Origin of the sequence: Methylorubrum sp. SL192 (genome assembly GCF_026672325.1) — a bacterium.
GTDB classification, from domain to species: domain Bacteria; phylum Pseudomonadota; class Alphaproteobacteria; order Rhizobiales; family Beijerinckiaceae; genus Methylobacterium; species Methylobacterium extorquens.
Genome location: NZ_JAPPQV010000003.1, coordinates 3,390,012 through 3,411,178, shown reverse-complemented (window position 1 = coordinate 3,411,178; position 21,167 = coordinate 3,390,012). Strand labels below are relative to the sequence as shown.

Below are 21,167 nucleotides of genomic sequence, written 5' to 3'. Positions count from 1 at the left end.
CTCACCCTCGAACCGTCACCGAGGCGCCCCATGGCCGCCAGCGCGACCCTCGCCGCAAGCCCTGCCGCCGACCCGCCCCTCGACCGCCGCCGCATGGTGGCGTTCCTGTGCATGGTGTTCGGGATGTTCATGGCGATCCTCGACATCCAGATCGTCTCGGCCTCGCTCAACGAGATCCAGGCCGGCCTCTCGGCCTCCGGCGACGAGATTCCCTGGGTGCAGACGAGCTACCTCATCGCCGAGGTCATCTCGATCCCGCTCTCGGGCACCCTGTCGCGGGTGCTCTCGACGCGCTGGATGTTCTCGATCTCGGCCGCCGGCTTCACGCTGATGAGCCTGATGTGCGCCACCTCCTCGTCGATCGGCGAGATGATCGTCTGGCGCGCGCTCCAGGGCTTCATCGGCGGCGGCATGATCCCGACCGTGTTCGCTGCGGCCTTCACGATCTTCCCGCCCTCCAAGCGCTCGATCGTCTCGCCGATGATCGGCCTCGTGGCGACGCTCGCCCCCACCATCGGCCCGACCATCGGCGGCTACCTCACCGACCTGTTCTCCTGGCACTGGCTGTTCCTCATCAACATCGTGCCGGGCATCTTCGTCACGATCTCGACCTTCCTCCTGATCGATTTCGACCGGCCGAACTTCGACCTGCTCAAGTCCTTCGATTGGGCCGGGCTCGCCTTCATGGCGGGCTTCCTCGGCTGCCTCGAATACGTGCTGGAGGAGGGCCCGAACCACGACTGGCTGCAGGACGAGGCGGTGTTCGTCTGCGCCCTCGTTTGCGTCGTGTCGGGCTTGGCCTTCTTCGCCCGCGTCTTCACCGCGCGCCAGCCGATCGTCGACCTGCGCGCCTTCTCGGACCGCAACTTCGCCGCCGGCTGCGTCTTCAGCTTCGTGATGGGCATCGGCCTCTACGGCCTGACCTACCTCTACCCGGTCTACCTCGCCCGCGTGCGCGGCTACTCGGCGCTGCAGATCGGCGAGACGATGTTCGTCTCAGGCCTGTGCATGTTCGCCACCGCGCCGATCGCGGGAAAGCTCTCCGCCAAGCTCGATCCGCGCATCATGATGGCGATGGGCTTCTCCGGCTTTGCCGTCGGCACCTGGATCGTCACCGGGCTGACCAAGGACTGGGACTTCTGGGAGCTGCTCTGGCCGCAGGTGCTGCGCGGCTGCTCCCTGATGCTGTGCATGATCCCGATCAACAACATCGCGCTCGGCACCCTGCCGCCGGAGCGGATGAAGAACGCCTCGGGCCTGTTCAACCTCACGCGCAACCTCGGCGGCGCGGTCGGCCTCGCCCTCATCAACACGGTGCTCAACGCGCGCTGGGATCTCCACCTCGCGCGGCTGCACGAGCGCTTCACCTGGGCCAACAGCGCCGCGCTGGAACGGCTCGATGCGATGCGGCGCCAGTTCGAGGTGTTCGGGGGCGACGCCAACGGCATGGCGCTGAAGGCGCTCAACAACACCGTGCGGATTCAGGGCTTGGTGATGAGCTTCGAGGACGTGTTCCTCGTCCTCACCGTGCTGTTTCTGGCCATGGCCTGCGGCACGCCGCTGATCCGGCGTCCGCGCGCGGCGGCGCCGGCCGGCGCGGGGCATTGAGGGATTTCTTCGGGACGGCGCGCCCGGACGGGTTCGCCGTGCGAAGGAGGGTATTCGGAATGGCGTCGAAAGGCGCGTCTGTGGCCGCTCCACGGACTGAAACGTTTTCGGCCGCAGGAGAAAAGAGTTCGGCGAAGCGATCCGGGACGTTCCGGCCGATTGTTTCATCGACAATCGTTCTCAATCGCTCGCGCCTGCTGATTGCCGCGCCACGCCCGAAGAATAGATGAGGTGCATTGGCCGTCCGAAACGCCGTCGAAGCGGGCCGCGGACGGCGAAGCTCTTTCGGAGCGAGGGGATCCGCCTTCATGCACGCCACTTGCGATTGCTGCGCCGAGACACGTCCGCCGCATGCCGGCCGCCGACGTCTCCTGTTCGGGGCAGCGGGCCTTCTCGCTGCGACCGCTCTGCCGAATGGTGTCGTGCGGGCTGCGACGCCCATGGCGAAGACGTCGCTGTCTCCGGCCGACGCGCTCCGGCTGATGAAGGAAGGCAACGAGAACTTCAGGAACGAGGCGCCCTCCCTAGCCGCCAACGGGCGCGAACGCCGGCTCGAACTCGCCCGCGGCCAAGCCCCCTTCTGCGTTCTGGTGGGCTGCTCCGACAGCAGGGTCTCGCCGGAGATCCTGTTCGGCCGCGGGCTCGGCGAGCTGTTCATCGTCCGGAACGCCGGCAACACGGTCGATACGGCGGCTTTGGGCAGCATCGAGTATGCCGTCGGGGTCCTCGGGGTGCCCCTCGTCGTCGTGCTCGGCCATCAGTCCTGTGGCGCCGTCGCGGCCGCCGTCGATGTCGTCGAGAAGAACGCAACCTTCCCCGGCGTCATCGGGGAGATGGTACAGCCCATCGTGCCGGCGGTGCTGGAGGCCAGGAGCCAGGGCGGCGACCTCCTCGAAGCGTCCGTGCGGAGCAACGCGCGCCGCGTCGCCAAACGGCTCACGACGCAGAGCTTGGTGATTCAGGACGCGCTCAAGCAGGGCAAGGTGAAGGTCGTGGGTTCCCGCTACGGCCTCTCCGACGGTCAGGTCGAGTGGATGGAAGATATCTGAGACGCCGTCCGCACCCGGCATCCCGGAGCGGCGGCCCGCACCGCGGGTATGAAGACGATCGTCTCTAGGCCGCCTTCACACGCGCGGCGCGATCCGGGATGACGATGCGGAAGCGGGCACCGCCCGCGGTCTCGTCGAGGCAGAGGGTGCCGCCGTTGAGGCGCACCAGCTCCGAGGCGATGGCGAGGCCCAGCCCGGTGCCGCCGGCCCGGGTCGAGCCCTGGAAGGCCGCGAACAGGTTGGCCTTGGCCCGCTCGGGCACGCCGGGGCCGTTGTCGCTCACGAGGATCGTGACCGAACCTGCCCCGGGCGCCCCGCTGCGGACGCCCTCGATCAGCACGCTGCCCTCCGCGGTCCGAGCCGCCGCATGGGCCTGGACCGCGTTGCGCACGAGGTTAGTGAGCGCTCGCAGGAGCTGTTCGGGATCGACGTCGATCTCGAGATCCGGCGTCGCGCGCACCTCCACGCGGATGCGGGCGGCCGGCATCAGGTCGGCGAGGTCGGTCAACTCTTCGAGCAGGGGGCTGAGCGCCACCATGCGCCGCTGCGGGTTCGGCTCCGTGGCGCGGCCATAGGCGAGCGTCGCCTCGCAGAAGCGGATCGCCCGGTCGAGGGTCTCGACGAGGCGCGGCGCGACGCGCTGCACCAGGGGATCGGAGACGCTTTCCAGACGGTCGCCGAGAAGCTGGGCGGTGGTCAGCAGGTTGCGCAGTTCGTGGTTGATCTTGCTCACCGAGAGGCCGAGCTCGGCCAGCCGCCGCCGCTGGCGCAGCTCGCCGCCGAGCGCCACCTGCATCCGGGCGAGCGCGTTCTCCGCCTGCCCGATCTCGTCGGTGCGCGCCGTGCGCCGCGCGACCCGGTCGGTCCGCTCGGGGTCGTCGGCGAAGGCGGCGATATCGCGGGCGAGCCGGACCACCGGCCGCACGATCGCCCGCTGGAGCACGAAGAACACGAGCCCGGCGGCCAGGGCCGCGATGATGAGGCAGGCGACGAGCAGCCGGAGCGAGAAATCCGCCAGGGCCGCCCGCAGGGGCCCCTCGTCGAGCAGAACCTCGACGGCGTCGAAGCCGTCCTGTCCGGGTCCGATCGCCCGGATCGGCGCTTCGGTGGAAAGGAACAGCGTCCGGAAGGTGCCGCCGACCGAGCCCGTCAGGCGTCGCTCGCGCAGATCGACCGTCTCGGCGACCACCGACGGCACCGGTCCATCGGTGAGGTAGCGCCACGTCTCGCCGACCCGCACGGCGATGGCGCGGGCGCCGACTCCCATAAGCAGGCGCCGGGCGGTCTCGTCGGGGACCTGCCCCTCGGGGGCGGCGTTCAGCACGAGGGCGGCGACCCGCGCCGCCGCGACGCGGTCGGAAAGCCGCGACATCCGGTAGGTCGCTACCGCCGGGACGTAGATCAGGATCTCGGCCAGGACGACGAAGGCGACCGTCAGCAGGAACAGGCGGCCGGACAGGCCGAGCCGGCCGGGCGACCGCGCGGTCGTAGCCGTTGCCTCGCTGTGCCATGGCAGGGCGGCGATCGCCGCCAGATCATTCTGCGCCATGTCCGCCGACTCGGGCTGCCGGCCGGGAAACGGAAGGCGGGGCCGTCTCAAGCATCACCCTTCGTTGTATCGTCCCATTGCGGTTCGAAGGGCGCGCCTCTGCCATTGGCTTCTCCTGTGTCGCACAAGTTGCACGACGATCCGGCGACGCGCCATTCGCTTGTGCGCAAGTCTTATGCGCGAAGCGTCCGCCGCTCAAGCCATCGACGGAGATAAACTGTCAAAAGAGCAAATCCAGCCAAGGCCGCCAGCGCGGCCACCATGCCGGGCGTGACCAGCGCGCGGAGGTCGATGCCCTTCGAGCAATCCGCCCCTCCGGCCGCGAGACAGGCCGCCTTCACTTCGTCGCGGGTGGCCAGCAGGTCTTCGAGGCCGGCCCCGAGACCGGCATAGATGAAGGCCCCTGGGGTCAGGCCGAGCAGGGTGGCGAGCGCGAAGGTGCGCAGCGGCACGCCGAAGGCCGCCGGGGCGAGGTTGGTGATCCAGTAGGGAAAGATCGGCAGGAGCCGCAGGATCAGGATGTAGCCGAAGCCGTCGCGGCGAAACCCGTCGGCGAAGCGGCCGACCCGCGGCCCGGCCTTGCGCCGGATCAGGTCGCCGGCGGCGTAGCGCCCGACCGAGAACACGATCGCCGCCCCCGTCGTGGACGAGGCGATGGCGATCAGGGCCCCCGTCACGGGGCCGAACAGCAGCCCGGCCAGCACGGTCAGCACCAGCGTCGCCGGCAGCGAGACCACCACCGAGCCGACATAGGCGAGGCAGGCCAGCGCGATCGCCCGCACCCGGTCCTCGGCGATGAGCCCCTGAAGCCAGACCCGCGACTCGGAGAGCCGGTCGAGATCGAGGAAGCGGGCCCCGCCCGAGGCGAGGATGCCGACGGAGAGCAGGGCCAGCACCAGGAGCGGGAGCCAGCGCAGCCAGGGCCGGCGCGGCCCCGGCGGCCCGGCCGCGGGATCCGGCCGGATCGCCGCGTCGTCGCGTCGGTCCTTCGGACGATCGCCCTCCCCGCCCCCTGGCGTCATCGGCCTGCCTCCGCCGGACGGATGTCGCGTGTCCGTCCTCAGCCGCGCTTGCGCATGCGCAGGATCTTGAAGAAGCCGCCGGGGAAGGTCGGCGCGAGGCCGACGACCTCGACGCCGTTGCGCTGGGCCCAGGCCTCGATCCGGGTCGCCTTGAAGTCCGAGGACCAGCCGATCTTGGTGCAGAGCGGCGCGACGATCTCCTCGACCCGCGCCACCGGCCCGTTCGACTGGCCGAAATGGTTGGCGAGCACGATGCCGCCGCCGGGGCGCACCACGCGCAGGAACTCGGAGAGCGCGGCTTCCGGGTTCGGCACCAGGGTGATGAGGAACTGCGCCACCACGGCGTCGAAGCTCGCATCGGCGTAGCCGAGGCGGCACACGTCCATGACCTGGAGGCCCTTCACATGGGTCAGCCCCTTGCGGCGGACCTTGCCGCGGGCGCGCTTGAGCATGTCCTCGGAGAGATCGACGCCGCAGACGAAGCTGTCGCGGGGATAGTAGCCGAGCGACAGGCCGGTGCCGACGCCGGCCTCCAGAACCCGCGGCCCGTGGGCGACGGCCGCCTCGACGGCGGCGCGGGCGGCCGGCTCGGTGAGCTTGTCGTAGACGACATCGTAGACCGGCGCCCAGCGGGCATAGGCCTTGCGCATTAGCTCGGTGGTGGGCCCGGCCTCGGGCGCCCGCTCGCTCAGCATCTCACTGTCACCCTCTTCATTATGTCCGGCCTCAAGCGCCATGTCCGGCCTCAAGCGCCGGCAGCCGCCTGCGCGGCTTTGGCTCTCGCTATTTCGTTCCGCATCGTCCCTTCCCGAAAGCCGGCAACCACCTTTCGGGACGATGCTTGAGCCCCTTCGGCATAGCCGAGGCCGCTTCGTGGGCGCTCTTCGCGCCTGCCGAGGGGTGCGTTCGCTCGAAAAGCGATCGCGGGATCTGGGAAAACCGAAATCCGCCCGGCGCGAAGCAACCCCATCAGGCGGCCTCGGCGGCGCCTGCCTGCAACGCGCCGATGCGCCGGATGGTGCCGCCGCCGAGCACCTGCGCGCGCGGGCCGTCATCGGCGTAGATCACGCAGGCCTGACCCGGCGAGACCCCGTCCTCGGGAACGAGCAGTTCGACCTCGGCGCAGGACTCGGCCACGTTCCACGACAGACGCGCGGGCCGCGGCTCGCGGGTCGAGCGCACGCGCACGGCCACGGGCCGCTCCGCGATGTCCTCTGGCGCGCCGTCGCCGAGCCAGTTGAGATCAGTGAGCCGAATGCGGCGGGTGGCGAGCGCGGCGCGGGGGCCGACCACGACGCGGGCGGTCTCGGGCTCCAGCCGCACCACGTAGAGCGGTTCGCCGGCCGAGAGCTTGAGGCCGCGGCGCTGGCCCACCGTGTAATGGATGATGCCCTCGTGGTCGCCGAGGCGCCGGCCGTCGAGATCGACGATCTCGCCGGGGCGGGTCGCCTCCGGCCGGAGCTTGGCGATCACGTCGGCATAGCCGCCCTGGGGCACGAAGCAGATGTCCTGGCTGTCGGCCTTGTCGGCGACGGCGAGGCCCAGCTCCCGTGCCAAGGCACGGGTCTCGTCCTTGGGTCGCTCGCCCAGGGGAAAGCGCAGATAGGCGAGCTGTTCGGGCGTCGTGGCGTAGAGGAAGTAGCTCTGGTCGCGGGCCGGATCGAGGGCGCGGTAGAGTGCGCGTCCGCCCTCCGGCCGCGCCCGGCTCGCCACGTAATGGCCGGTCGCCAAAGCCTCCGCCCCGAGCTCGCGGGCGAGGCCGAGCAGGTCGCGGAACTTCACCGAGCGGTTGCACTCGACGCAGGGGATCGGCGTCTCGCCCGAGAGGTAGCTCTCGGCGAAGCGGTCGATCACCGATTCCCGGAAGCGGTCCTCGTAGTCGAGTACGTAATGCGGAATGCCGAGCGTCTCGGCCACCGCCCGCGCATCATGGATATCGCGGCCGGCGCAGCAGGCCCCCTTGCGATGGGTCGCCGCGCCGTGATCGTAGAGCTGGAGCGTGACGCCGACGACGTCGTAGCCCTCGCGCTTCAGCAGGCCGGCCACGACCGACGAATCGACGCCGCCCGACATGGCAACGACGACGCGCGTCTCGTGCGGGGGCTTCGGGAGATCCAGCGAGTTCATGGCCGGTGATGGGGCCGGGTGCCGGCCGTTGGCGGAGCCTTCGGGCGCGCACCGGACTGTGGGGTCCGGGCGCATGTCCGGTGTCTATAGCGATCCCGGCCCCGACTTTCCAGGGATGGGGACGACGAGAGCCGGTTCAAAGCCCGGATCGTGGCCCCGAGCGGCCGGCAAATCCTGCCGGGAGGCCGGCAGATCCCGCCGGGTCGACGCGAGGCGGCCTTCACCGCCAAAACGTTTCTTGTTCTTTATCAGCAACTTGCCCGTCATCGGCAGATGGTGCGCGGCTTGCTCTGGTCTCCTCCGGCTTCGGCGACGAAGGAGAGGGACGGCATCGTGGTTTCGCGCGCAGATCTGGCGGAGGCGTTTTTCAGGCAGACCCTGCGGCCCGCCTCGTCCGCGGCGCGGGGGGCCGAGGGCACGGCGCGGTTCAGCCTGGAAGCCACGGAGCAGCGGCCGGCGGCACCGGCCCGGCCCGCATCCCGCCGCGACGACACCGCCTCCGCCCGCAGCGATGCCATCAGGGCGGATAGGATGGACGCGGCGAGAACAGAGAACGCCAAGATCGGGGCTGCCAGAACGGGGGCGGCCAAAGGCGACAGGGCGAAAAGTGACAAGGCCGAGAGCGGGCCGTCCGGGGCTTTGCAGGAAAGCCGCGCCCAGGCTGCCTCGGCCCGCAGCAAGCCGCTCGCGGCCAGGACGGGACGCGACGGCGCGGAGGCCGCCTCCGCCCGAAATCCGGCCGCCGCGAAGACCGCGAATTCCACCGCGCAGCGGCCGGAACGCCCGGCCGCCGACGGCGCGGAACCGGCGCAGGAAGCCGCAGCGGAAGAGGCCGCCGCCAAAGAAGCCGGTGCCGCGGAGGTGTCCGAGGACCAGACAGGAGAGCGGGACGAGACCGATCCCGCATCGCCGGAGGCCGCCGCTCCCACCCCCCTCCTCGCCCCGCCCCCCGTTCCGGCGCCAACGCCGACGAATGCGGCGGGTGTGTCCGCGGGCGAGGGCGGGCTCGACGCGAATCAGCCCGTGACGGGCCTGCCCGGCGAGGCGACGGCAACCGGTCACGTCGCGAAGGCCGGCACGGGGGATGCCCCCGTCTCCGCCGCCGCGGGCACGGCCGGCTTCGAGGCGGCGCTCACCGAAGCGGTGGCGCCGACCGCCTCACCCATTCCGGCTCCCGCCGGCCCTACAACCGCGCTCACCCCGCCCGGCGGCGTCGGCGCCGCGCAGGGCCCGCAGGCAGCCCAGGCCGCGGACGCCGCGGCGGCGCCCCAGCCGGCAACGCCGCCGATCCCGCTGGGCGCCGTGCCGATGACGATCGGGCTGCGCTCGCTCTCGGGCATGAACCGCTTCGCGATCCGCCTCGACCCGGTCGAACTTGGCCGCATCGACGTGTCGCTCGACCTCGACAAGGCGGGCGGCAAGGCGCGGGCGCATCTCGTGGTGGACCGTCCCGAGACCCTGGCCCTGCTCCAGCGCGATGCGGGCTCCCTGCAGCAGGCGCTCGCGCAGGCGGGCTTCGACGTCGGCGCCGAGGCGGGCGGGGGCGGGATCGATCTGTCCCTGCGCGGCGAGACCGGATCCCAGAGCGGGCGGGACGGCGAATCAGCGTCCCGCGACCGCTCCGACGGCGGGCCGGGCGGACGGGACGCCCGCCCCTCCCCGCTCGACGCCATTCCCCTGCGGCAGCTCCGTGCCGTCGGCAATCTCGACATCCGGATTTAGGACGACGCCATGGCCGCCGGCATCACGAGCAATACGAGCAGCACCAGCATCACCGGGACGAGTGCCGCCTCGACCACCGACACGAAGTCGATCGCGGGCAACTTCACGCAGTTCCTGACGCTGCTGACCACGCAGCTCAAGAATCAGAATCCGCTCGATCCGCTCGACACCAACCAGTTCACTCAGCAGCTCGTGCAATTCGCGGGCGTCGAGCAGCAGCTCAAGACCAATTCCTCGCTCGATACGATCCTGACCAACTCCAAGGCGGCATCGGCCTCGTCCGCCTCCGGCCTGATCGGCCGGACGATCACCGCGGACGGCGCCACCACCGATCTGACGAACGGCAAGGCGACCTGGACGCTGACCCCGGACCGGGCCGCCGCCAGGGCCGTCATCACCCTCAAGGCCAGCGACGGCACCGTGGTGGCCACCAAGACCACGACGCTCAAGGCCGGCGCGCAACCCTTCGAATGGGACGGCACCGGGACCTCGGGCCTCTCGGCCAGGGACGGGCGCTACACGATCACCGTGGATGCCCTCGACACGACGGGGACGAAGGTGGCCGTCGACACCAAGGTTTCGGGCGTCGTGGACGGCGTCGACCTCAGCGGCTCCGAACCCGTGCTGACGATCGGCACGGCCCGGGTGCCGGCCTCGAGCGTGAAAACCCTTTCTGCGCCAACCTCTTGATGCGCTGCAGCATCGATGGATCCGGAATTGTCCACATCTGCGCACAACAATCGAATCGCATTCGAGCGGCCGACTTCAAGAACTTTTAAGCGGGTGCAAGTAGCTTCTCTCTCGACAGGTCAGTCGAGTGTAGAGCGTATCATGACCGAAACACCCCGGCCCCGCGTGAAGTATGTGATTGGGCCCGACGGCAGCCCCCTGACGATCGCCGATCTTCCCCCCATCACCACCCGTCGCTGGGTCATCCGCCGAAAGGCCGAGGTCGTGGCCGCGGTGCGCGGCGGCCTGCTCAGCCTGGAGGAGGCCTGCCAACGCTACACCCTGACCACGGAAGAATTTTTGAGCTGGCAGTACTCCATCGACCAGCACGGACTCGCCGGCCTGCGCACCACGCGCATCCAGCACTACCGTCACTGAAATCAGCCAGTTCGACCCGTACGTTGCGCATGACCTGTTCGCGCAACGCATGAGGAGCCGCCTCCGGAGCACCGGGGCGGCTCTCGTCGTTTTCGGGCCTCGCGCAGCGTCCGGTCCCCTCGCCTCGGCGCTCTCCGCGGCGGCGTTGGTGAAGGACACTGCTCCGGCGTTAACGCCTCGCTAACCACGCACCGGGCAATTCTTGCCGGGCGACCGCGCATCCCTCGCGGCCGCACCGCTGTGCGCAGGCGTGCCCGTCCGTGAAACCCATCCTCGATCTGGTGACGAAGCTCGGGCCCGCGCGCATCGCCGCGATGGCGGCCGTGACGCTGACGCTGGTCGGCTTCTTCGCCTTTGTGATCCTGCGGGTCTCGCGGCCCGATATGGGCGTGCTGTTCTCCGACCTTTCGCTGCAGGATTCCTCGTCCGTGATCCGCGAACTCGACGCGCGCGGCATCACCTACGAGACCAAGGGTGAGATGGGCCAGACCGTGCTCGCTCCCCGCGCCGACCTCGCCAAGCTGCGCATGGACTTCGCCGGCAAGGGCCTGCCGTCCCAAGGGGGCATCGGCTACGAGATCTTCGACAAGGGCGACGCCTTCTCCTCCACGAGCTTCGTCCAGAACGTGAACCACCTGCGGGCGATGGAGGGCGAACTCGCCCGCTCGATCCGCGCCATCGGCCGGGTCCAGGCGGCGCGCGTCCACCTCGTCATCCCCGAGCGCCGCCTGTTCGAGCGCGACCGCGAGGCGCCCTCGGCCGCCATCGTCGTCAAGCTGATGGGCGACCTCGATGCGAGCCAGGTGCGCGCGATCCGGCATCTCGCCGCCTCCGCGGTCGAGGGCCTGAAGCCGGAGCGCGTCTCGATCGTCGACGAGCGCGGCCGGCTGCTCGCCGACGGCGCCCGCGGCGCGGAGGCCGACGGGGCGGGCGCCCTGGAGGAGCGGCAGGCCGGCATCGAGCGGCGGATGCGCTCGCAGATCGAGGAGATCGTGGCCGGCATCGTCGGCCAGGGCCGCGCCCGGGTGCAGGTCACCGCCGAACTCGACCTCAACCGGGTCGAGAGCCGCTCGGAGAGCTTCGACCCCGAGAGCCGCGTCGTCCGCTCGACCCAGACGCGCTCCGAGAACTCGCTCACCGGCGGGGCGGAGGGGCAGGTCACCGTCGGCAACGAATTGCCGGGCGCCAACCAGAACCAGCCCGCGCCGCAGCAGAAGGATTCCTCGCAGAAGAACGAGGAGACGACGAATTACGAGATCTCCCGCGTCACCAAGGTCGAGACCCTTGAGGGCGGCCGTCTCAAGCGGCTGTCGGTGGCGGTGCTGGTCGATGGCGTCTACGCCCCCGGCGCCGACGGCAAGCCCGCCTACCAGCCGCGCTCCGATGCCGAGATCGCGCGGATCACGGCGCTGGTGCGTACCGCGGTCGGCTACGACAAGGTCCGCGGCGATCAGGTCGAAGTGGTCAACCTGCGTTTTGCCGAGACCCCCACCGCCGCGGAATTTTCCGAGCCCGGCCTGATCCAGTCCTTCCTGAGCCCGACCAAGGAGGAGGTGATGCGCCTCGTCGAGCTCACGGTGCTGAGCCTGCTCACGCTGGTCGTGCTGATGGCGGTGGTGCGTCCGCTCCTGCGCCGCGTGCTCGAATCCGATGCGCCGATGGCCCTCGCCGGCCCAGCCGGAGCGCTCGCGCTGGCCGGGGCGGGGGGCGGCGAGGCGCCGGTCGAGATCGCGGTGCGCGAGAACAGCACCAACAAGTTCCTCGAGTCGGCCAAGATCAACGGCCAGATCCAGGCCGAGACGGTCGAGCGCGTGGTCGACATGGTGCGGGCGAGCCCGACCGAGACGGTCGAGGTGCTGCGCAACTGGATCCACGATTCCTGATGGACGCTGACACCACGCAGAACCGGAAGAGAGGAGGGAATTCGTGTCCGCGGGCGTAAACTTCAACGCTGCCATGGAGAGCCTCGATGCGTCGAAGGCGTTCGCCGAGATGCCGGGCCCGCAGCGCGCCGCCGCCCTCCTGCTGCTGCTCGGCGAGGAGGAGGGCGCGCCGATCTGGCAGCGCCTCGACGAGGACGAGATCAAGCTCGTCAGCCACGCCATGGTGCAGCTCGGCTCGCTGGAAGCCGCCACCGTCGAGCGGCTGATCGTCGATTTCGTCTCGCGGCTGTCCTCGGGCGGCGGCATCACCTCGAACTTCGAGCGCACCGAGTCGCTGCTGCTCAAGATCTTCCCGCCCGAGCAGGTCTCGTCGATCATGGCGGAGATCAAGGGTGCCTCCGGAAAGCGCGTCTGGGCGAGCCTGACCCAGATCGACCCCGAGATTCTCGCGAACTTCCTGCGCAACGAGTACCCGCAGACGGTCGCCGTCGTACTGTCGAAGGTGCGGGCCGACTACGCCGCCAAGGTGCTCACCATCCTGCCGGAGGAGTTCGCCATCGACGTGCTCAACCGGATGCTGCGCATGGAGACCGTCCAGAAGGAGGCCCTGCGCCACATCGAGGAGACGCTGCGCACCGAGTTCGTCTCGACCATCGCCCAGACCACGCGGCGCGACGCGCACGAACTCATGGCCGAGGTCTTCAACGCCTTCGACCGGCAGACCGAGACCCGCTTCCTCGCGGCGATCGACCAGGCCAATCGCGGCTCGGCCAAGAAGATCCGCCAGCTCATGTTCACCTTCGAGGATCTCCTGAAGCTCGATCCGGGCTCGGTCCAGACCCTGATGCGCAAGGTCGACAACGACACCCTTTGCCGCGCGCTCAAGGGCGCCGACGAGCGGGTGCGCGCCTTCTTCATGCGCCAGATGTCGACCCGCGCGGCCAAGAACCTCACCGACGAGATGGGCTCGATGGGCCCGATCCGCCTCAAGGAGGTCGATGAGGCGCAGGCCAAGATGACGGAACTGGCCAAGGAGCTGGCCGAGAAGGGCGAGATCATGATCGCCAAGAACGGCGGCGAGGAGGAGTTGGTCTATTGAGCACGCGCGCCTCCCGCCCCTTCCTGTTCGACACCGATTTCGGCCGCCCGCGCGGGCCCTCCGCCGCCGATGCGGAGGCCTCGGCCCGCGCGGAGGCCGAACGGGCCGCCATCGAGGCGGCCGCCTATGCCCACGGCCTGCAGGACGGCCGGGCCGAGGCCGCGCTCCAGGAACAGGCCCGGCTCGCCGACGCGCTGACCCAGGTCGGGCTCGCCGCGGCCGGCCTCCTCAACCAGTCCGATGCGCGTGACGGCGAGCGCGAGGCGCAGGCGCTGGCCTTCGCGGCCGCACTCGCCCGCCGCATCGCGGGCGAGGCCCTCGATGCGCGGCCGCTGGCGACGGTGGAGGAGGCGGCCCGCTCCGCGCTCCGGCACCTGCGCGGCGTGCCCCACCTCGTGCTGCGGGTGAACGAGGCGCTCGTCGATGACGCGGAGACGCTGATGCGGCGCCTGTCGCGCGAGAACGGCTTCGAGGGCCGCCTCGTGGTGCTGGGCGAACCCGACATGGCGCCGGGCGATGCCCGGCTCGAATGGGCCGACGGCGGCGTCGTGCGCGAGCGCGCCCGCATCGAGGCCGCGGTCGACGCCGCCCTTTCCCCCAATTTCGCCAGCGCAGAGGCCTGAGCCCGATGTCGAGCGACGATTTCAGCCTGCCCCAGCTCAACGAGGGCGACCTGCCCTACGACGAGGGCGGCCCCGGTTCCGTCCGCGACGCGCCGACGAGCCCGAAGAATGCGGCGGACCTCGAACAGGTCTTCGACGTGCCGGTGGTGGTCTCGGCGGTGCTGGGCTCCTCGCGCATGCCGATCGGCGACCTCCTGCGGCTCGGCCCCGGCGCCGTGCTCGAACTCGACCGCAAGGTCGGCGAGGCCATCGACATCTTCGTCAACAACCGCCTCGTCGCCCGCGGCGAGGTCGTGCTGGTCGAGGAGCGCCTCGGCGTCACCATGACCGAGATCATCAAGAACGATCACTGACCCTTTGGTGTGTCGATCCCGGCCTGCGGGTCGGGATCGACACGTCCGGCGGACGGCCGCCGCCCCGCCTTCGCGGGGGCCGGCCTGCGATGAGAGATCATCGCGGGCCGGGACGGCCATCCGAATCGGATGAATTTTCGGAGACACCACGCCATGCGGCTGCTCATCGTCGGACGGCTCTCGAGCGAACTCGTCACCGCCTCGAAGATCGCCATGAACCGGGGCGCCTCGGTCACCCACGCCGACGGGATCGACCAGGGGCTCGCGACCCTGCGCGCCAAGGGCGGCGACCTCGTCATGGTCGATGTCGGGCTCGACATCCGCCGGCTGGTGCAGGCCCTGTCCGACGAGCGCATCCGCACGCCGGTGGTGGCCTGCGGCATCGCCTCCGACGCCCGCGCCGCGGTGGCGGCGATCCAGGCGGGCGCCAAGGAGTACATCCCCCTCCCCCCGACCCCGAACTGATCGCGGCGGTCCTGGAGGCCGTGGCGGCGGACGCCCGCAGCTTCATCTGGCGCGATCCGTCCATGGAGCGCGTGGTGCGGCTCGCCGAGCAGGTCGCCCGCTCGGAAGCCTCCGTGCTCATCACCGGCGAGAGCGGCACCGGCAAGGAGGTGCTGGCCCGCCACGTCCACGCCAAGTCGAACCGGGCGGGCCGCCCATTCGTCTCGGTCAACTGCGCGGCGATCCCCGAGGCCCTGCTCGAATCCGAGCTGTTCGGCCACGAGAAGGGCGCCTTCACCGGCGCGGTCGCCCGGCGCATCGGCCGGTTCGAGGAGGCCAATGGCGGCACGCTGCTCCTCGACGAAATCTCCGAGATGGACGTGCGGCTGCAATCCAAGCTGCTGCGCGCGCTGCAGGAGCGGGTGATCGACCGGGTCGGCGGAGCCGCCCCCGTCAAGGTGGATATCCGCGTGCTTGCCACCTCCAACCGCAACCTCGCCGACGAGGTGAAGAAGGGCACGTTCCGCGAGGATCTGTACTACCGCCTCAACGTCGTGCATCTGCGCCTGCCCGCCTTGCGCGAGCGGCTGGCCGACATCCTCGAACTCACCGCCCATTTCGCCCGCAAATACGCGGAGCTGAACGGGCTGCCGCTGCGTCCGCTGGCCCGCGAGGCGCAGGCTCTGGTCGCCCGCAACCCCTGGCCCGGCAACGTGCGCGAGTTGGAGAACACGATCCACCGCGCGGTGCTCCTGGCGCAGGGGGCCGAGATCGGTCCGGAGGCGATCCTGAGCCCGGAGGGCGAATCGCTCGCGGCGCCGACGGCGGCCTCCGGCCCGGTCGAGCGGGCGGCGAGCGCGGCGGAGGCGGCGACCCGCGGCCTAGTCGGGCGCACCGTGGCGGATGTCGAGCGCGACCTGATCCTCGACACTCTCGACCATTGCCTCGGCAATCGCACCCACGCGGCGCGCATCCTCGGCATCTCGATCCGGACGCTGCGCAACAAGCTCAACGAGTATGTCGAGGCGGGCGTGAAGGTGGCCGAGCCCGGCGGCGTGCGGGCCATGGCGGCCTATGGCTGAGCTCGGCGGCGTCGAAAGACGTCGAGCCGATTCTACGGAGTCAGCGCGGTCGAAGCGGTGGCGGCAGGCAGCACCGCCACACCGCGCATCCGCGCGACCATTCTCTCGCTCCAAGGCCCCAGTTGCCCGGCGAGGTGGAACGACACCGCAGCGACGAGCAAGCCCGCGACGCAGTCGCAGGCATAGTGAGCACCATGTGTCACGGCCGAAACCGTCATCACGGCGTTCAGGAGGAGCACGGCCCAGCGCAAGCGCTGCAACGGCCAGATCGCAGCCGTCACAAGGTAGGCCACAGCGCAGTGAAGTGACGGAAAGGAGATCAGCGGCCCGACTTCGTTCAGAGGCAGGGCGCGCATCGTGCCGTCCCGCAACGCATGCAGATCCACGAGCGGCGTCGCGCCCTGGAAGAGCAGATGCGCCTCGTCCGGCCCGAGGAGGCCTGCCGCGCCCTCTGCCGGCAACACGGCGCTGATGATGGTCGTCATCGACACGCAGAGGATGAAGGACGCTACGAAACGATCGGAGCGACGCACTTCGCCCAGAGCCGCGAGAAGGACGGGCGTAAGGCCGAGTTGCAGGAAGAATGTCTCGTAGGCTCGACTCAGGATCTCCATCAAACCCCGTCGCTCGACCATGGAGGTCTGGAACGTCAGCCAATCGAAGCCGAAGGCGCGATCAATTCCGATGAACCAGTCGTCGCGCAGCGGCAGGCCGAAGGCTTGAACGCCGTAGGCGAGAGCGCTGGTCGTGGGCAGCTGTATGATCAAGACGGCCAGCAGGGCGAGTCCTGCGCCGAAGCGACGGCGAGAGATCGGGCGGGTGTTGAAGTAGACAGCACCAGCAAGCATCGAGAGCGGAGCAAGCCACTGCACAACGGAGGTGTGAAGCCAGACGTCCGTCAGACTCTGAACGCACATGGCAGCCGCAACCGACAGGAGCAGCAGGCCGTAGGTCGATGGTGACGGGCCGGCGGCATCCGCCGCCCTGGTCGGAAAGGTGCGCAGGAAAGGCATGGAACGCTCGCTCGCAGGAAGCTGAAGCTTCCCGCATGAGCTGTTTCCATCAAATGAAGACAACCTGCCCGTTTATGGCGTTTCCGAAGGCCGCCCCTCATCGGGATGGCCGCTTCGCCGTGTCCGTGTGCGCCACGCGGGAGAGGTGGCTTGCTGTCTTGCGCGCGACTGCCGGCGAGCAACCGTCCCCCTCACGGCTTCTCGGCGAACTGCGCCTCGTACTCGGCGTTCTGCGCCGCGCGCGCCTGCTCGATCTTGCGCAGGGTGAGGAAGCGGACGATGTCGAACTCGACGTCGCGGATCGTCTCCTCGATCAGGTGGCGCTGGAGCAGGATGCGGGGATCGTCACCGGCCAGGCCCTCGCGGTCCTGGAGCCGCTGCACCGCTTGACGGACCACGGTGTAGACCTGATCGCGCTCCTCCCGACTCATGGACGGACTGACGGCGCGCGCGATGAGATCGGTGAAATCCGCCATGGAAACCGTTCGATGAAAGCCGTTCGCTGAAAGTCGTTTGTCTGGCGCCGCTTAGAGTGCATTCCGACGGAGGGGAAGCCGGTCCGTCGAAAGAATGCGGGTTCAATCAAAGGCCTGGAGACGCCGGCCTGATGCAATGGGGTCGGATACGGCCCTAGAGCCGGTTGTCGTTGACCGCTGCGGTCACGAGCGAGACCGAACTCCACAGGACGGTGAAGCAGAACAGGGCCGCGAACAGGGCGTAGAAGGGGGCCGGGTATTCCGAATAGGTCGGCAGCAGGGGCGGCACGAAGGTGGCCAGATAGATCTGCTGCTTGGCCGCCGCGACCCGGGCGCGGTCGAGGATCATCTGCATCGAGGCGTTGAGCTTCTCCGCCACCGTCTGCTCGACCATCAGGCCCTCGTATTCGAGCAGGGCCTGGGTGAGGTTGTGCTCGGAATTCGAGACGATGCCGTCGGTGGTGAGGCGGCCCTGCAGATCCTTGATCTGCCCGTCCAGCGCGCCGAGGGTGGCCACGAGCACCTGGATGCCGCGGCTCTTCTCATCGAGCTTGGAGTCGCGCAGCACGCGCAGGTCGTTCTCCGCCTTGATCTTGTCCTTGCGCAGGAGCTCGATCGTGGTCACGGCCGCCTCGGCCGATTTCACCGGATCGATGATGCCCCAGCGGTTGCGGAACTCCTGCATCGCGACCCGCGCCTGCTTGAGCCGCTCGAACGACTGCTCGACCTCCTTCTTCGCGTTGGCGATCATGTCGCTCTGGGCGCGGCGCGAGATGCTGTTGATCAAGGTCTCGGAGCGGGCGATCACCTCCTCCGAGATCGCAACCGCGTCCTCGGGCTTGAACGCGCGCACCTTCAGGTGGATCACGCCGGAAATCGCATCGATGTGCGGGATCACCTGCCGGCGCCAGTAGCGCACTAGCTTCTCGATCGGCTGACCCGCGCCGTAGCCGGCCCAGAAATCGATCCCGTCCTGCGAGAACATCCGTTCGAGGCCGAGCTTGGCATCGACGGCCTCCACCATCGGCCGGCTGCCGATGTAGTCGCGCAGGATGAAGCTGTCCTGGCTGTTGTGCTTCTGGATCAGGTCGCTGTGCAGGCCGAGTTCGGCGCTGGCCATCGGCTCGACGTTGCCGCGCACGGCGAACTGCGAAACGACGATGTATTGCGGACTGGCGATCGCGAAGACGTAGAGGCCGACCACCGCGGTCGGCGCCAGCGCGAACAGGCAGTAGCTGCGGAACAGTCGCTTGGCCATCCGCTCGGGCGGACGCGCCTGCCGCGGCCGCAGGCCGGGCAGCCGGGTCCATTCGAGGCCGCGGCGTGCCCGCTCGACCAGCGCCCGACCGGGGAAGCGGCCCTTGCCCGGGGAGACCGGCTCGATCGTCTCGGCGTTGCGCCGCAGGTCCGGCACGGAGCGCCGGGCAAGATCCATGAGCGATTGAACGCTCGGGCTCGGCCGGACCCGCGTTGCCTGCTTGACCTCGTCGTCGGAACTCATCGAATGGGGGTCCTCACGGATCCGCGGCCGGAGCACGCCCGCACGAGGGGCCTCGCGCCTGGCCACGCGCGATACGCTCGGACCAGACGCTTCGGCAAGCTCGGGGCGGCATCCTGTCTGGTGGTTCAGGTCACGTTCTTTTCGGCCCTTTTTAAGGCGCGGCGATCCGCCGGGATTGCGCCCCGGGCCGGGGGACTGCGATACCGCCCCCGAAACGGAGTGCGGCCCGAATCGAAGGGCCGGACGGGGGGACATGTGGGACGGCGGCAGGATTCGGGCGGGGCGGCCCGAGAGGACCAGGTCGAATCGGACCGGATTGAATCGGCCCGGGTCGAGACGACGAAGGTGAGAACGGCCAAGGCGGGCTTCACGGACCTCGTGCTGGTCTGCCGCAAATGCGCCAAGCGCCAGGGCGTGGACCGCAAGCAGCTCGGCCGTGCCGTCAAGCGGGCGTTCCGGCAGGGCGCGCGCGACGCCGCCGCCGGCAAGGGCGCCGGCAAGGTCCGGGTGCTGGAGACGGGCTGTCTCGGGCCCTGCCCCAAGCGGATGCTGACGCTGGCCACACCGGAATCCCTGGCGCGCCGCCGCGTCATCCTCGTCGATCCGGCGCTCGATGCCATCGGCCCCGCGGCCCTCACCCTCGCCGCCGTGGTGCCGCCGCCGGCCGCACCCGTCGTGGTGTTCACAACGTCCGAGGCGAGCCCGGCCGATGGAGCCGGCAATGGTTGAGGCACCCGCTCGCCGTGGGGATCAGCGCGCAGATCCCTCCTCGGATTTGCCCGCCGAACGGCCGCGACCGGGGCGTCTCCTGCGCGGGCTACTGCGCCGGCTGCCCCTCGTCGGCACCCTGGTCGGGCTGGGGCTGGGCGTCTGGCTCGTCGCCACCAACGACCTTGCGGCGATCGGTGCGGCCTTCGGGCGGATCGGTCCGGCGGGGCTGGCCGCCATCGTCGGGGTGCGGGCCGTCATCGTGCTGCTGTGCGGGCTCGCCTGGGCGCGGGTGCTGCGTGGCATCCCGCCGTCGGGACGTCACGCCCATCCCGCGAAGGCCGCCGCCGAGCCCCCGGTCGAGCCCGGCGCCTTCGTGATCCTGCGCTTCGTGCGGGAGGGCGTGAACGTGCTCCTGCCGGTCGCCTCGGTGGGCGGCGAGGTGGTGGGCGGGCGCCTGCTGACCTTCTGGGGCGTCGCGGGCAGCCTAGCGGCCGCCTCGCTGCTGGCCGACATGCTGATCCAGGTCGCGACGCAGGTAGCCTTCACCGGGCTCGGCGCCGGCCTGCTCTGGCGGCTGCCGGGGGAGGCCGCCGCCGTGCTCGCATGGTGGACGACGCAGGCCGCCGTGGTGGCGGTGGCGGCGGTCGCCGCCTTCTTCGCCTTGCAGACGCTCGGCGCGGCGCGGGGGCTGGAGCGGCGCCTCGCCGCCCTCGGGCGCCGTTTCCTGCGCTCGGCGGCCCCGGAGGGGGCAAAACCGGAGGCAAGCGCGGCGGGCATCCTCTCCGTGCAGGAGGCCCTCGATGTGGTCTGGGCCCGCGACCGCCGCGGGCCGATCGCTCAATCGGTCGCCCTGCACGCCGTGGCCTGGGGGCTCGGCGCGGCCGAGATCTGGATCGTGCTCGCCTGTATCGGGGTCGAGGTGAGCCTGACCGAGGTGCTGGTGCTGGAATCGCTCTCGCAGGCGATCAAGTCGGCGGCCTTCGCCGTCCCGAGCGGGCTCGGCGTGCAGGAGGGCGGCTTCGTGGTGGTGGGTGCCCTGTTCGGGCTCGATGCGGGCACCGCCATCGCCCTGTCGCTCGCCAAGCGCGTGCCCGACGTGGCGCTGGGCCTGCCCTCGCTGATCGTCTGGCAGACCCTGGAAGCCAAGCGGGCGCAGGTGCTGCCGCCACGCTGAGTTTCGGGTTTCGAAAGGACGAGTCCTTGTCATAGGGTCCAGGGCAGAGCCCTGGAAGCGGGCGATTCAGCCCTCGCCCGAGACGAGCCACCCACGCATCGCCTCGAACGTCGCGACGCCGGCGGCGAAGGCGGCGGCGGCCTCCGCTTCCGGCAGCCCGTCCAGCCGCTCGCGGAATTCCCGCCAAAGCGGCCCGGTCGCGCGGCCGCGGCCGGCATAATAGGCCAGCGGCACGCCCTCCCCGTGCAGGCGGGCGACGTGGCGGCCGATGACGGCGCCACCCAGCGTCGAGCCCTCCAGAACGTAGAGCGCACCCAAAGCCGCGCCCGCCCCGTTGAGGCGGGGCGCGGCGGGTGCCGGCACGGTGTCGGGTGCCGCGCGATCGAAGGCGTGCAGATCCGCATCGAGGGCCGGGAGCCGTCGGCGCGGATCGAAGAAGGCTGCGTCCGCGAGCGCGGCCGCGATTGCCGGCTCGTAGGCGGCGTGGAAGCCGCGCAGGCGGACCAGCAGAGCCCGATAGCCGGGCAGCGTCGCCACGCGCGCCTCCCAATCGAGGTCCCGCTCCAGCGCCTCATGCGCCGCTTGCGTGGCGCCCCGCAGGCGGGCGTGCAGGCTGTCGATCAA

19 protein-coding genes and 1 pseudogene are annotated in these 21,167 nt (G+C 70.1%); 12 read left to right on the top strand and 8 right to left on the bottom strand.

Annotation, left to right across the window (positions count from 1 at the left end; all coding sequences use genetic code 11):
* Positions 1 to 30: 30 nt before the first annotated feature.
* On the top strand, positions 31 to 1,608 hold the full coding sequence (locus OVA30_RS16790) for a DHA2 family efflux MFS transporter permease subunit (protein ID WP_012255244.1): 1,578 nt from the start codon (positions 31 to 33) through the stop codon (positions 1,606 to 1,608).
* 308 nt (positions 1,609 to 1,916) lie between these two features.
* Positions 1,917 to 2,657, top strand: coding sequence for a carbonic anhydrase (locus OVA30_RS16785; protein WP_012255243.1), 741 nt, complete (start codon positions 1,917 to 1,919; stop codon positions 2,655 to 2,657).
* Between the two features lie 64 nt (positions 2,658 to 2,721).
* On the opposite strand, the gene OVA30_RS16780 is transcribed toward OVA30_RS16785, so the two are convergent.
* From OVA30_RS16780 to mnmA, 4 genes are all read right to left on the bottom strand, one after another.
* Positions 2,722 to 4,206 (bottom strand): sensor histidine kinase, encoded by a 1,485-nt coding sequence (locus OVA30_RS16780; protein WP_182568848.1) that lies wholly within the window; start codon positions 4,204 to 4,206, stop codon positions 2,722 to 2,724.
* A 173-nt stretch (positions 4,207 to 4,379) separates the two neighbouring features.
* The gene (locus tag OVA30_RS16775; RefSeq protein WP_012255241.1) at positions 4,380 to 5,228 is read right to left on the bottom strand and encodes a TVP38/TMEM64 family protein; all 849 of its coding nucleotides are present in this window, start codon (positions 5,226 to 5,228) and stop codon (positions 4,380 to 4,382) included.
* 38 nt (positions 5,229 to 5,266) lie between these two features.
* Positions 5,267 to 5,923 (bottom strand): class I SAM-dependent methyltransferase, encoded by a 657-nt coding sequence (locus tag OVA30_RS16770; RefSeq protein WP_003606502.1) that lies wholly within the window; start codon positions 5,921 to 5,923, stop codon positions 5,267 to 5,269.
* A gap of 274 nt (positions 5,924 to 6,197) precedes the next feature.
* Positions 6,198 to 7,355 carry a tRNA 2-thiouridine(34) synthase MnmA gene (gene mnmA / locus OVA30_RS16765; RefSeq protein WP_268176120.1) on the bottom strand — a complete coding sequence of 386 codons (1,158 nt, stop codon included), beginning with the start codon at positions 7,353 to 7,355 and terminating at the stop codon, positions 6,198 to 6,200.
* 333 nt (positions 7,356 to 7,688) lie between these two features.
* On the opposite strand from mnmA, the gene OVA30_RS16760 reads away from it, so the two are divergent.
* The 8 genes and pseudogenes from OVA30_RS16760 to flbD all read left to right on the top strand — a co-directional run bounded on the left by OVA30_RS16760 (position 7,689) and on the right by flbD (position 15,668).
* Positions 7,689 to 9,077, top strand: coding sequence for a flagellar hook-length control protein FliK (locus OVA30_RS16760; protein WP_268176119.1), 1,389 nt, complete (start codon positions 7,689 to 7,691; stop codon positions 9,075 to 9,077).
* 9 nt (positions 9,078 to 9,086) lie between these two features.
* A complete protein-coding gene (locus OVA30_RS16755) occupies positions 9,087 to 9,767 on the top strand; it encodes a flagellar hook assembly protein FlgD (protein WP_268176118.1) in 681 nt (226 codons plus the stop codon).
* 141 nt (positions 9,768 to 9,908) lie between these two features.
* Positions 9,909 to 10,184, top strand: coding sequence for a CtrA inhibitor SciP (gene sciP, locus OVA30_RS16750; RefSeq protein WP_003607245.1), 276 nt, complete (start codon positions 9,909 to 9,911; stop codon positions 10,182 to 10,184).
* A gap of 260 nt (positions 10,185 to 10,444) precedes the next feature.
* A complete protein-coding gene (gene fliF / locus OVA30_RS16745; RefSeq protein ID WP_268176117.1) occupies positions 10,445 to 12,067 on the top strand; it encodes a flagellar basal-body MS-ring/collar protein FliF in 1,623 nt (540 codons plus the stop codon).
* 43 nt (positions 12,068 to 12,110) lie between these two features.
* Positions 12,111 to 13,166 carry a flagellar motor switch protein FliG gene (gene fliG / locus OVA30_RS16740; RefSeq protein ID WP_012255236.1) on the top strand — a complete coding sequence of 352 codons (1,056 nt, stop codon included), beginning with the start codon at positions 12,111 to 12,113 and terminating at the stop codon, positions 13,164 to 13,166.
* A complete protein-coding gene (locus OVA30_RS16735) occupies positions 13,163 to 13,789 on the top strand; it encodes a FliH/SctL family protein (RefSeq protein WP_268176116.1) in 627 nt (208 codons plus the stop codon). The genes fliG and OVA30_RS16735 overlap by 4 nt, the downstream gene beginning before the upstream one ends.
* 5 nt (positions 13,790 to 13,794) lie before the next feature.
* Positions 13,795 to 14,142, top strand: coding sequence for a flagellar motor switch protein FliN (gene fliN, locus OVA30_RS16730; protein WP_003605979.1), 348 nt, complete (start codon positions 13,795 to 13,797; stop codon positions 14,140 to 14,142).
* A gap of 153 nt (positions 14,143 to 14,295) precedes the next feature.
* Positions 14,296 to 15,668 (top strand): annotated as a pseudogene (gene flbD, locus OVA30_RS16725) (sigma-54-dependent transcriptional regulator FlbD).
* 32 nt (positions 15,669 to 15,700) lie between these two features.
* Here flbD and OVA30_RS16720 read toward each other — a convergent pair.
* From OVA30_RS16720 to OVA30_RS16710, 3 genes are all read right to left on the bottom strand, one after another.
* Positions 15,701 to 16,681: a phosphatase PAP2 family protein gene (locus OVA30_RS16720; RefSeq protein WP_268176115.1), complete on the bottom strand. Its 981-nt coding sequence runs from the start codon at positions 16,679 to 16,681 to the stop codon at positions 15,701 to 15,703.
* Between the two features lie 191 nt (positions 16,682 to 16,872).
* Positions 16,873 to 17,157 carry a hypothetical protein gene (locus tag OVA30_RS16715; protein WP_012255232.1) on the bottom strand — a complete coding sequence of 95 codons (285 nt, stop codon included), beginning with the start codon at positions 17,155 to 17,157 and terminating at the stop codon, positions 16,873 to 16,875.
* Positions 17,158 to 17,311: 154 nt separating this feature from the next.
* Positions 17,312 to 18,658, bottom strand: a complete 1,347-nt coding sequence (locus tag OVA30_RS16710) for a capsule polysaccharide transporter (RefSeq protein WP_003605985.1) — start codon at positions 18,656 to 18,658, stop codon at positions 17,312 to 17,314.
* Between the two features lie 255 nt (positions 18,659 to 18,913).
* Here OVA30_RS16710 and OVA30_RS16705 point away from each other — a divergent pair, with 255 nt between their 5' ends.
* Complete coding sequence (locus OVA30_RS16705) at positions 18,914 to 19,387, top strand: hypothetical protein (RefSeq protein WP_326493635.1); 474 nt, start codon at positions 18,914 to 18,916, stop codon at positions 19,385 to 19,387.
* Positions 19,380 to 20,543 carry a lysylphosphatidylglycerol synthase domain-containing protein gene (locus OVA30_RS16700; RefSeq protein ID WP_268176113.1) on the top strand — a complete coding sequence of 388 codons (1,164 nt, stop codon included), beginning with the start codon at positions 19,380 to 19,382 and terminating at the stop codon, positions 20,541 to 20,543. The genes OVA30_RS16705 and OVA30_RS16700 overlap by 8 nt, the downstream gene beginning before the upstream one ends.
* A 66-nt stretch (positions 20,544 to 20,609) precedes the next feature.
* Here OVA30_RS16700 and OVA30_RS16695 read toward each other — a convergent pair whose 3' ends face one another.
* Complete coding sequence (locus tag OVA30_RS16695; protein ID WP_268176112.1) at positions 20,610 to 21,167, bottom strand: biliverdin-producing heme oxygenase; 558 nt, start codon at positions 21,165 to 21,167, stop codon at positions 20,610 to 20,612.

Bases quoted from the DNA above. Each gene is read 5' to 3' on its own strand.
- OVA30_RS16790 (WP_012255244.1), top strand. From the start codon at position 31: ATGGCCGCCAGCGCGACCCTCGCCGCAAGCCCTGCCGCCGACCCGCCC.
- OVA30_RS16785 (WP_012255243.1), top strand. From the start codon at position 1,917: ATGCACGCCACTTGCGATTGCTGCGCCGAGACACGTCCGCCGCATGCC.
- OVA30_RS16780 (WP_182568848.1), bottom strand. From the start codon at position 4,206: ATGGCGCAGAATGATCTGGCGGCGATCGCCGCCCTGCCATGGCACAGC.
- OVA30_RS16775 (WP_012255241.1), bottom strand. From the start codon at position 5,228: ATGACGCCAGGGGGCGGGGAGGGCGATCGTCCGAAGGACCGACGCGAC.
- OVA30_RS16770 (WP_003606502.1), bottom strand. From the start codon at position 5,923: ATGCTGAGCGAGCGGGCGCCCGAGGCCGGGCCCACCACCGAGCTAATG.
- mnmA (WP_268176120.1), bottom strand. From the start codon at position 7,355: ATGAACTCGCTGGATCTCCCGAAGCCCCCGCACGAGACGCGCGTCGTC.
- OVA30_RS16755 (WP_268176118.1), top strand. From the start codon at position 9,087: ATGGCCGCCGGCATCACGAGCAATACGAGCAGCACCAGCATCACCGGG.
- sciP (WP_003607245.1), top strand. From the start codon at position 9,909: ATGACCGAAACACCCCGGCCCCGCGTGAAGTATGTGATTGGGCCCGAC.
- fliN (WP_003605979.1), top strand. From the start codon at position 13,795: ATGTCGAGCGACGATTTCAGCCTGCCCCAGCTCAACGAGGGCGACCTG.
- OVA30_RS16720 (WP_268176115.1), bottom strand. From the start codon at position 16,681: ATGCCTTTCCTGCGCACCTTTCCGACCAGGGCGGCGGATGCCGCCGGC.
- OVA30_RS16715 (WP_012255232.1), bottom strand. From the start codon at position 17,157: ATGGCGGATTTCACCGATCTCATCGCGCGCGCCGTCAGTCCGTCCATG.
- OVA30_RS16710 (WP_003605985.1), bottom strand. From the start codon at position 18,658: ATGAGTTCCGACGACGAGGTCAAGCAGGCAACGCGGGTCCGGCCGAGC.
- OVA30_RS16700 (WP_268176113.1), top strand. From the start codon at position 19,380: ATGGTTGAGGCACCCGCTCGCCGTGGGGATCAGCGCGCAGATCCCTCC.